Origin of the sequence: Flaviramulus multivorans (assembly GCF_021728415.1) — a bacterium.
In the GTDB taxonomy this organism is placed as follows: domain Bacteria; phylum Bacteroidota; class Bacteroidia; order Flavobacteriales; family Flavobacteriaceae; genus Sabulilitoribacter; species Sabulilitoribacter multivorans.
Map to the genome: position 1 here is coordinate 353,977 of NZ_JAKKDV010000001.1, position 11,146 is coordinate 365,122.

Annotated in this window: 6 protein-coding genes; 5 read left to right on the forward strand and 1 reads right to left on the reverse strand. The window is 34.8% G+C overall.

The window, feature by feature from the left end; all coding sequences use genetic code 11:
* The coding region (locus tag L3X39_RS01540) for an Ig-like domain-containing protein (protein WP_237229664.1) at positions 1–3,826 on the reverse strand (3,826 nt) is incomplete at its 3' end.
* 648 nt (positions 3,827–4,474) lie between these two features.
* Between L3X39_RS01540 and pyrH the strand changes: the two genes are divergently transcribed.
* The 5 genes from pyrH to asnS all read left to right on the forward strand — a co-directional run bounded on the left by pyrH (position 4,475) and on the right by asnS (position 11,094).
* Positions 4,475–5,182 carry a UMP kinase gene (gene pyrH / locus L3X39_RS01545; protein ID WP_237229665.1) on the forward strand — a complete coding sequence of 236 codons (708 nt, stop codon included), beginning with the start codon at positions 4,475–4,477 and terminating at the stop codon, positions 5,180–5,182.
* Positions 5,183–5,230: 48 nt separating this feature from the next.
* Positions 5,231–5,788, forward strand: coding sequence for a ribosome recycling factor (gene frr, locus L3X39_RS01550; RefSeq protein ID WP_237229666.1), 558 nt, complete (start codon positions 5,231–5,233; stop codon positions 5,786–5,788).
* Between the two features lie 53 nt (positions 5,789–5,841).
* Complete coding sequence (locus tag L3X39_RS01555) at positions 5,842–7,104, forward strand: DUF5686 family C-terminal domain-containing protein (protein WP_237229667.1); 1,263 nt, start codon at positions 5,842–5,844, stop codon at positions 7,102–7,104.
* Between the two features lie 47 nt (positions 7,105–7,151).
* The gene (locus tag L3X39_RS01560) at positions 7,152–9,557 is read left to right on the forward strand and encodes an efflux RND transporter permease subunit (RefSeq protein WP_237229668.1); all 2,406 of its coding nucleotides are present in this window, start codon (positions 7,152–7,154) and stop codon (positions 9,555–9,557) included.
* 103 nt (positions 9,558–9,660) lie between these two features.
* Positions 9,661–11,094 carry an asparagine--tRNA ligase gene (gene asnS / locus L3X39_RS01565; RefSeq protein WP_237229669.1) on the forward strand — a complete coding sequence of 478 codons (1,434 nt, stop codon included), beginning with the start codon at positions 9,661–9,663 and terminating at the stop codon, positions 11,092–11,094.
* The last annotated feature ends 52 nt before the right edge of the window (positions 11,095–11,146 follow it).

The window sequence follows — 11,146 nt, forward strand, 5'->3', positions numbered from 1 at the left end:
GTACGGTAGTGACCGTAGTGGTAGTAACCGTTTGGGTATCACCCTCTGCATCCGTGTCATTAGTCAGTACATTACCATCTACTGCCAAGTCTACAAACGTATTGTTGATGTCGTTCTCGGCATCCGTCGTATTATCATTGCCTTGGTCTGCAGTTACTGTAATGTAAACCGTTGCTTGATCACAAGCTTGTGGTGTACCACTATCGCATACGCTATAAACAAAACTATCTGTTCCTGTAAAACCAGCGTTTGGTGTGTAAATAAATGTACCATCAGCGTTTAATACCAAAGTACCATTATTCACATCATTAACAGGGACCGTATTCACCGTTTGGGTATCGCCCTCTGGATCTGTATCATTATCTAATACATTACCCGCTAATGCTGTATCCTCTGGAATGCTATACGCATCATCATTGGCTACCGTAATGTTTCCGTTGTCTGGTGATACCGTGATAACAACCACCGCTGTATCACACAATTGTGGTGTGCCATTGTCGCATATCGTGTACTCAAAACTATCATCTCCCGTAAATCCTGGTGGTGGTGTATAGGTATACACCCCTGTATTGGGATCAATAGTCACAACAACACCTTCCGTGGTAGTGACCGTTGTGGTAGTGACCACTATCGGATCCCCATCAGGATCAAAATCATTCGATAAAACATTACCCGTTACTGGTGTGTCTACCTCGGTCTCCGCTGTATCTGCATTGGCTATCGGTGCCTCGTTATCAGGTCCTGGTATGGGTAATATCTCTATATATACCGTAGCTGTATCACACGCTTGTGGCGTACCATCATCACAGACTGTGTACTCAAAACTATCTTCACCTATATAACCCGCCGGTGGTGTATAAGTATACGCCCCTGTATTGGGATCAATTGTTACAATTACACCCTGTACGGTAGTGACCGTAGTGGTAGTAACCGTTTGGGTATCACCCTCTGCATCCGTGTCATTAGTCAGTACATTACCATCTACTGCCAAGTCTACAAACGTATTGTTGATGTCGTTCTCGGCATTAGTACAATTCTCTAATATGGTAACAGGTACTGAAACTTCACAGCCATTTGCATCAATTACATTAATAGTATAATCACCTGCCATTAGATCGTTAAACTCTCCTGTGGATTGAAAAACTCCATTTAATCCATATGTGTAAGGTTGTGTTCCTCCAGTCGCAGTTATAGAAACTGACCCTAAAGGGTTGTAGCACACAATATTAGTTTGCGATGTTATACTTGCTGTTAAATCAATATCTGGTTGTGACACAGTTGCTGTTCTAGACGTTGTACATCCATTTGCATCTATAATGTTTACTGTATATGTACCAGCAGAAAGGTTATTAATATCCTCAGTGGTTTCACCATTACTCCATTGGAATGTATACGGGAAAGTCCCTCCTGTAACTGTTAAATCCAACGAGCCTGTTTCGTCTCCAAAGCAAAGGTTATTTGAAACAGCTATACCTACAGTTAATTTATTTGGTTCATTAACATGAGCTGTCGCTTCTACCGTACATTGCGTCACAGTATCTGTAATCGTAACTACATAGGCACCTGCTGACAAACCGGTGATACTTTGAGTTGTTGCTCCTCCAGGGCTCCATAAATATGTAAATGTTCCTGAACCTCCCGTAACATTTGCTGTTGCCGTTCCGTTGCTATCACCGAAGCACGTTGTAGGCGTTGCGGTAGTGGTGACTGAAAGGTTCTTACAACTTCCTGGGTTAACGGTTGAACTAGCTTCTGCATTACATCCATTGGCATCAGTAACCGTAACCGTATAATTTCCTGCACTTAAATTAGTAATCGCTTCTGTTGTTTCTCCTCCAGGACTCCATAAATATGTATATGGTTGTGTTCCGCCTGTAACCGAAGCTGTGACAGTACCATCTCCTGTGGCTGGTCCACTCTCATCAGTTGCACTTGCCGATACACTTAATACGCTAGAAGGCTCAACAATAGTCACACTTTGCTCAACTGGTTGACAAACCGTTCCATCTATTGTTACGCTAACTGTATAAACTCCAGCAATTAAATTACTTACTGTACTACTTGTAACTCCTGAATCTACTTGAGTAGGGTTTGTATTCCATGTAAAGGTGAAGGTTGCTGATGGGTTTGCTAGTGAACTTGCACTAACAGTTGTTGCTCCTGTTGCCTCTCCTGCACATAAAACATCCTGAACATCATCAATATCTACTATTGCATCACAGGTATTAGAACAGCCTATAACAACTCCTTGTACTAGTGTACAGTCATTTGAATCGGTTATAGTGACTGTATGCGTTCCTGAAGGTAAATTAGTAGCCGTAGCCGTAGTTTGATTACCTGCACTAGCACTCCATAAATAAGTATATGGAGATGTTCCACCTCCTACCGATACCGTAGCTTCACCATTATTACAACCTTGTGAAGTTGTAGCATTCTCTTTAGTAATAACAACACTTAAAGGTTCTGGTTCTGAAAGTGTAACACTTATTGTAGCTGTATTTCCTAACGAATCAATTACTTCTATTGTGTAAATACCCGCTAATAATCCATTAAAAACAGGACTTGATTGTGGTGTATTTCCATTTAATGAGAACTGATAAGGAGGAACTCCATTATAGGCAGAAACTTTAATTTCGCCAGTAGCCTCTCCATTACATAAAATATGTGTTTTGTCGTCTACTTTGATTTTCGGTTTTCTTCCATCAACAAAATCATTACCACAAGTTGATTTTAAATTAATCGTTCGTGTTATTAAATTATCGTTGGCGCCATCTACATCAGAAATAGAAATATAACCCTCTGAATCATTCTCTTGAATTTCGTATACAACATCGACTAAAGCTTCAGGTATAGCAGCTATAGCTTTATAATTACCAGATGCATCCGTCGTTAAATTTTGAACACTACCATCGGAACCGGTAATATTTACTGAAACTCCTTCAAGCGGATTATTATTATTGTCTTTAACTTGTCCACAGATAACAGGATATGTTACCAAGATAGAATTCGGATTTTTATAATCGGCACTATTCATATCCAAAGAATAATAACGATCGCTATTTCCATCCTTCTTACCAATTAAGTAATTGAAGGAAGATTTGTTTTCAAAGTAATTACTAAAAGTGTATCTAGGATCTGTTGATATATCACCCCCAGGTGCTGTACTTGTATTTATGGCTTCTCCTCTTACAACAGTTGACGTTTGAGTAAGATTTAACAAGGTATTGTTTGAAATAAAGTAGGCATCTGGTAAACTAATTTCAGCATACTCTCTAGTTCCATTGCTACTAGAATTCTTATCGTCGTCGTCATCTCCTCCACCATTACTTCCACCGTCACCATCAATATCATAAGGTGAGGCAAAATAAGAGATAACTACTTCATCGCCATAATTGCCTCCGCCTTCAACAAACGTGATATTAAATAAAACACTTTGATTTTTACTATTTGTACTATTAATTCGAGGTTGAAAAGCTTCTGGGATACCAGAATCTGTTACGTCCATCTCTAATAAAGATGCACCTCCATTAAATTGTACAATCCTTACTAATGCATCTATGGTCGTACCATAAGGGTTATTAGGAAATACATTGCGAAAACGATAAACTGCGCCTTCGGATAATGAATTTCCAGATATTAATTTTGGATTGACGAAATTTGAATTATCATAAAATGGAGAGCAATCACAACTTCTAGGAATGGGATTGGTTTTATTCAATATGGTTAGCCCTTGAGCATATCCAAAATTAAATGCGCCATTTAGTATAACTAAACACATTATAAAGATAAGTCTTCTATAAAGAGTGTTGAATGTATTTTTAAACATAAGCCCTTTTTTTATGATTTGAAGCGATCAATTTTGGCTTCAAATAAATTTGTTATTAAATAAGAAAAAACAACTGATTGCAGCGGTGGCAAATTTTAGGGCAGTAATTAAGTAAACTCCATAACTATACATTTTAGATACAATAGATTAATTAAACTTGGCTGATTACTAGTAGGGATCTTGCCAATAGTTTTTACATACTTTTCTAATTTGGGGTTAGATTTTAGGTTATTAACATTTTTGTGTAATTATTAACAATTTTAGCTTATTAAATAACTTACTTGAAAAATATTATTTAAAACCTGTTATATTATCGATTAATGGTATTTATGGCGTTTTTTATCTGCAAAAACAACCTTTTAAACGTCGCTCATTTTCCACTTTTTTACTTATAAATCGTTGATTTTTAGTTTATCGAAAATATATTTTCAAAATTAATTTGTTGAAATTGATTAACACAACGCTCTCTTTTTTAATGACAAAAAGCCTAAAGACATCAAATAACATAATTGACGTTTCTTACTATTTCTTGGTTGTTATAATAAAATCAAATAATGCTGTACTAAAACATTGGATAGTTTTTTATACATTAAATCCACTTTATCAAATTAAGATATTGTTTATATTTGCTAAACTTTCAATTGCAAAATGAAATATAAAAGAATACTCCTCAAATTATCAGGTGAAGCCTTAATGGGAAATCGTCAATATGGCATTGACCCTGAACGATTATCAGAATACGCAAAAGACATTAAGGAAATAACCGATAAAGGTGTTCAAGTAGCCATAGTAATTGGTGGCGGAAATATTTTTAGAGGAGTTGCTGGAGCCAGTAAAGGGATGGATAGAGTTCAAGGAGACCACATGGGAATGCTTGCCACTGTTATAAACGGATTAGCATTACAAGGGGCATTAGAAGATGCTGGTATACCAACCAGATTACAATCTGCTATTAAAATTAATGAAGTTGCTGAACCTTTTATTAGACGAAGAGCAATGCGTCATTTGGAAAAAGGACGTGTAGTAATTTTTGGTGGCGGTACTGGAAATCCTTATTTTACAACGGATTCTGCAGCGGTTTTACGTGCTATTGAAGTAGAAGCCGATGTTATTTTAAAAGGTACCAGAGTAGATGGTATTTACAATGCAGATCCAGAAAAAGACGATAAAGCCATTAAATTTAATTTTATATCTTTTGATGAAGTTTTGCGTAAAGGACTCAAAGTTATGGATACAACTGCCTTTACACTAAGTCAGGAAAACGAATTACCAATTATTGTTTTTGATATGAATAAAAAAGGTAATTTACTTAAAGTAGTTTCGGGAGAAAACATAGGAACAGAAGTTAATATTTAAAATTGGTGCGATTTTTGAATCTTTCACTGTCAAAAAAAGTTTAAGAAAATGAACGAAGACATACAATTTATACTAGACACGGCAAATGAGGCGATGCACAATGCCATCAAACACCTTGAAAAACAATTTGTAAACATTAGAGCAGGAAAAGCAAGTCCTGCGATGCTTGGTAGTGTGATGGTAGACTACTATGGGACACAAACACCTTTAAATCAAGTTGCAAATGTTAATACACCAGATGGTAGAACCATTACTGTTCAACCATGGGAAAAAAGCATGCTTCAAGAAATTGAGCGAGGTATTGCTTATGCAAATCTTGGTTTTAACCCCATGAATAACGGTGAAACCATTATTATTAATGTACCTCCTTTAACTGAAGAACGCAGACGTGATTTAGCAAAACAGGCAAAGGCAGAAGCTGAAGACGCTAAAGTTAGTATTAGATCAGCAAGAAAAGACGCTATGACTGATGTTAAGAAAAATGATGATGTTTCGGAAGACTTAAAAAGTAATGCTGAAATAGATATACAAGCTTTAACAGACAAGTATGTAAAAAAGGTTGATGATCTTTTTGATAATAAAGAAAAAGAAATAATGACTGTATAAAACTAGGAAAGCGACTAAAATGTCGCTTTTTTTATAACTCATCAATCATTTAAATGTTTAAACGTTGTTCTCTCTTTTTAATTTTTCTTTGTTATTCTATAACATATGCACAAACTATTTCAGAACAACTATCAGAACCGGAACAGGATTCTATAAAAAAAACCGAATTTTTAAAACAACTTGGTAATGGGTTTTTCCCAACCAAATACTTCAATTTCGATTTACGATATTTAATAAAATACAATCAATATGAAGGCGTAAGAACAGGCATCGGTATTGAAACTAATGATGAGTTCTCAAAAAAATATCGTGTAAACAGCTATGTAGTTTATGGGTTTAGAGACCATCGCTTTAAATATAGTGTTGGTGGTGGTTTTAGATTAACAGAAAAAAGTAATACTTGGGTGAACCTATCATACACTGATGATTTACAAGAAACAGGAAGCACCAAGTTTTTAACCGACAAACGCTTTTTTCAATTTTTTGAACCTCGCCTATTAAACATCGATTTATTTCACAAACATATCACTAAGTCCATCTCCTTAGAGCATGAACTAACTCCCAAACTATTAACAGAGACCGAATTAGCAGTAAGTAAAATAGAACCTACATACGCTTATAACTTCAATATTAATGGGGATACATTCAATAATTTTGATTTAAGTACTGCAAAAATTGCATTTCAATGGAGTCCTTTCGACGTTATTTCAGAATCAAAAAAAGAAGCAGTAGATGGATACCCAAAGTTTACACTGCAATACACTAAGAGTTTTAATGATGTATTGAATGGCGATTTTAGCTTTTCAAAATTAGACTTTCGAACAATCTTAAAAATCGGGGATGAGAAAAATGCTTTTTCTGAAATTACCTTTGTTTCAGGAGCTGCAAGTGGAGATACGCCACTTACACATTTGTATCATGCATATCCAAATAATATCACAAAAGAAACCATTCTCCAACGGTTTTCTGTAGCTGGTTTAAATAGTTTTGAGACCATGTATTTTAACGAATTTTTTTCCGATAAGTTTGCAACATTTCAATTAAAACACTTCTTAAAGCCTTTTAATGTATCACCACGTTATAAACCGCAAATGGTTTTAATTACTCGATTTGCAATTGGCGATATGAAAAACCCTGAAAGACACCAAAATATAGCCTTTGGCTCATTAAAAAAAGGATATTCTGAATCGGGTTTCGAAATTAATAAATTGCTTTTTGGTTTTGGTTTAAGCTTTTCATACCGTTATGGAGGCTACCACTTACCTAGTTTTGCTGATAATGTTGCCTTTAAGTTTACATTTAACGTCTCTTTATAAGGTAATATACTTGTTTTTCCTACCTTTGCGCAACTTTAAATTATAGCATGTTTAAACTTTTTACAAACACCTTTTGGGATGTTATAGCAAGATTAATTTTACGTAACAAAATTATTATTCTTGTTAGTATTATTATTGCCACTTTTCTGCTTAGTCAGAAGTGGGAAAACATGCGTTTTACCTATACCGAGGCTAATTTATTACCTGATGACCATGAGGTAAATATCGTTTACGATAATTTTTTAAAAACCTTTGGAGAAGAGGGTAATCTTATTGTACTTGGTGTTAAAGACTCGACTTTATTTACGGTTGAAAAGTTAAATGCTTGGAACAAACTGTCTGATGATTTTAAAAAGAATAAAGCTGTAGAAACAGTTATTTCTATTAAAGACCTTCAAAAATTAATTAAAGACACCCAAAATGAAAGGTTTAGACTTGAGCCTTTTATTAAAGATTCGATTACATCATTAGCTCAAATTGAAACCTTACAAAATGAGCTTTTTAAACAGTACCCGTTTTATGATAATTTTTTGTTCAATAAAGAAACAAAAACTATCAGAACTGCTATTTACTTAAAAAAAGACATCGTAAATACGTCCGAAAGAAAAGATTTTGTTATCAATATTTTGTTACCCAAAATCGAAAGTTTTGAGGACAGTAATAACGTGGATATTAGGGTTTCTGGAATGCCCTATATTCGTACTCTTAACTCTCAAAATATAGTTGATGAGATAGGTAAGTTTATAATTGCAGCGTTATTAGTAACATCTCTTATTTTCTTTTTCTTCTTTAGGTCTTTTAGAGCCACTTTTATTTCCCTTATTGTAGTCTGCGTTGGCGTTATGTGGACTTTGGGCATTATTGGTTTATTGAATTATGAAATTACTGTTTTAACAGCACTTATTCCTCCACTTATTATTGTAATTGGTATCCCTAACTGTATATTTTTAATCAATAAATATCAACACGAAGTTAAATTACACGGAAATAAAGTAAAATCGCTGCAAAGGGTAATAACAAAAATTGGAAATGCTACTTTAATGACCAATGTAACGACGGCTTCGGGATTCGCAACCTTTATTTTAACCGAAAGTACGCTTTTAAAAGAATTTGGTATTGTTGCATCGCTTAGTATTTTGGCTATTTTTATTTTATGCTTACTCATAATTCCTATTATTTACACCTTTTTACCTTATCCTAAAGAGCGTCATTTAGAGCATTTAAACAAACGTTGGATTGGTGGATTTGTTAATTGGATGGAGTATATGGTAAAGCAAAAACGAATTGCTATTTATGTAACTTCGGTTTTACTTTTAACGCTTAGTATCATTGGAATTTATCAAATAAAAATTTCAGGCAGCTTAATAGAAGACATGCCACAGGATTCGGAGTTTGTAAACGATATCCGTTTTTTTGAGGAAGAATTTAACGGTATCATGCCATTAGAAATTATGGTTGATACGAAGCGTAAAAAGGGGGTAATGAAACTCTCAACGCTGAAACGAATGGACGAGTTGGAGGATTTAATCATTGAAACACCCGAGTTATCAAAACCTATTTCAGTGGTTGGTTTAGTTAAGTACTCCAAACAGGCCTATTATAATGGTAATCCTAAGTTCTACCAATTACCAACGTCACAAGAAAACAGCTTTATATTATCGTATGCAAAAAACTCATCATCCAATGTAGATTTGCTTAAAAACTTTGTAGATAGTACGGGTCAGTACGCGCGTATTACAACTTTCATGAAGGATATTGGTACCGACAAAATGGAGCGCATTGAAGAAAACCTTCAAACTAAAATCGATAAAGTTTTCCCAGAAAAGCAATATGATGTTACACTTACTGGTAAAGCTTTAGTGTTTCAAAAAGGAACCAAATATTTAGTAAAAAACTTAGCTATTTCCTTATCATTAGCCATTCTATTAATAGCGTTATTTATGGCTTATATGTTTAGGTCTGGCCGTATGATTATTGTGTCTCTCATACCAAATTTATTGCCTCTTTTAGTTACTGCTGGTTTAATGGGTTATTTGGGTGTCCCCATTAAACCTTCAACCATTTTGGTGTTTAGTATAGCCTTTGGTATTTCGGTAGATGATACCATTCACTTCCTAGCAAAGTATAGACAAGAGTTACAGGCAAATCACTGGAAAATTAAAGTCTCGGTTTATGGCGCGTTGCGAGAAACTGGCGTAAGCATGTTTTACACGTCTATAGTGCTGTTTTTTGGTTTTTCTGTTTTTACTATTTCTAGTTTTGGTGGTACAGTAGCATTAGGTGCTTTAGTGTCGGCAACCCTATTGTTCGCCATGTTATCCAACCTACTATTATTGCCATCATTACTGTTGTCATTAGAGCGCAGTATTGCCAATAAAGAGGTGCTTAGAGAACCTTCTATCAATATTATTCCTGAAGAAGACGAAGAAGAGCCATCTATTACTGATAGTTAAAAAATCAAATTCAATACTCAATAATTTTTTTTGGAATTAACTCTTGATGGCTATCGGGATTGATTATTGAAAACTTTATATTTACATATTAAATTTAATACACATGCAATCACGAACTGTATCAGAATTATTATCACAAGATATTGTTATAAAAGAAGTAGAAATTAAAGGTTGGGTACGTACGTTTAGAGCCAACCGTTTTATAGCCTTAAATGATGGTTCTACTATTAACAATATTCAATGTGTAGTTGATTTTGAAAAATTTGACGAGGCGCTTTTAAAACGTATCACTACAGGAGCCGCTATTCATATAAAAGGAGAGTTAGTAGAAAGCCAAGGAAAAGGGCAAAACGTAGAAATACAAGTTAATGAACTTGTTATTTTAGGTGATTCAGATCCTGAAACATACCCTATTCAACCCAAAAAGCACTCGTTTGAATTTTTAAGAGAAAACGCCCACTTACGTACTAGAACAAATACCTTTAGTGCTGTGATGCGTTTACGTTCAGCATTATCATTTGCTATTCATAAATACTTTAATGATAATGGGTTCTACTATATGCATGCACCAATCATCACAGGAAGTGATGCTGAAGGCGCTGGTGAAATGTTTAAAGTAACTAGCCTTGATTTTAATAAGTTACCTTTAGATGAGTCTGGAAAGGTTGACCATAGCGAAGATTTTTTTGGAAAAGAAACCAACTTAACGGTTTCAGGTCAATTAGAGGCTGAAACCTATGCGATGTCGCTTGGTAAAGTTTATACTTTCGGGCCAACCTTTAGGGCTGAAAACTCAAACACGTCTAGACATTTAGCCGAATTTTGGATGATTGAGCCAGAAGTTGCCTTTATGGATTTGGCTGGTAATATGGATTTGGCTGAAGATTTTATGAAATTTGTTATCAGTTACGTACTTCAAAACAATCGAGAGGATTTAGAATTTTTAGATAAGCGTTTACATGATGAGGAAAAAGGAAAACCTCAAGCGGAGCGTAGTGACATGACTTTAATTGAAAAATTAAACTTCGTAAACGATAATCACTTTAAACGTGTTAGTTATACCGAAGCTATTGATATTTTACGCAACAGTAAACCCAATAAGAAAAAGAAATTTAAATATTTAATTGATGAATGGGGAACCGATTTACAAAGTGAGCATGAACGATTTTTAGTAGAGAAACACTTTAAATGTCCAGTGATATTATTTGATTATCCAGCAAACATTAAAGCCTTCTACATGCGTTTAAACGATGATGGAAAAACGGTTCGCGCTATGGATATACTATTCCCTGGTATTGGTGAAATTGTTGGCGGTGCACAACGTGAAGAACGCTTAGATGTTTTAAAACAAAAAATGGCTGCCATAAATATTCCCGAAGAAGAGCTTTGGTGGTATTTAGATTTACGTAAATATGGCACTGCTGTGCATTCTGGTTTTGGTTTAGGTTTTGAACGCTTGGTAATGTTTGTTACAGGTATGAGTAATATTAGAGATGTTATTCCTTACCCACGAACGCCACAAAACGCAGAATTTTAATGACTTGGTTAACCTAATTCCTTTTTTTATATTTGAGTAACAACCTTAAATC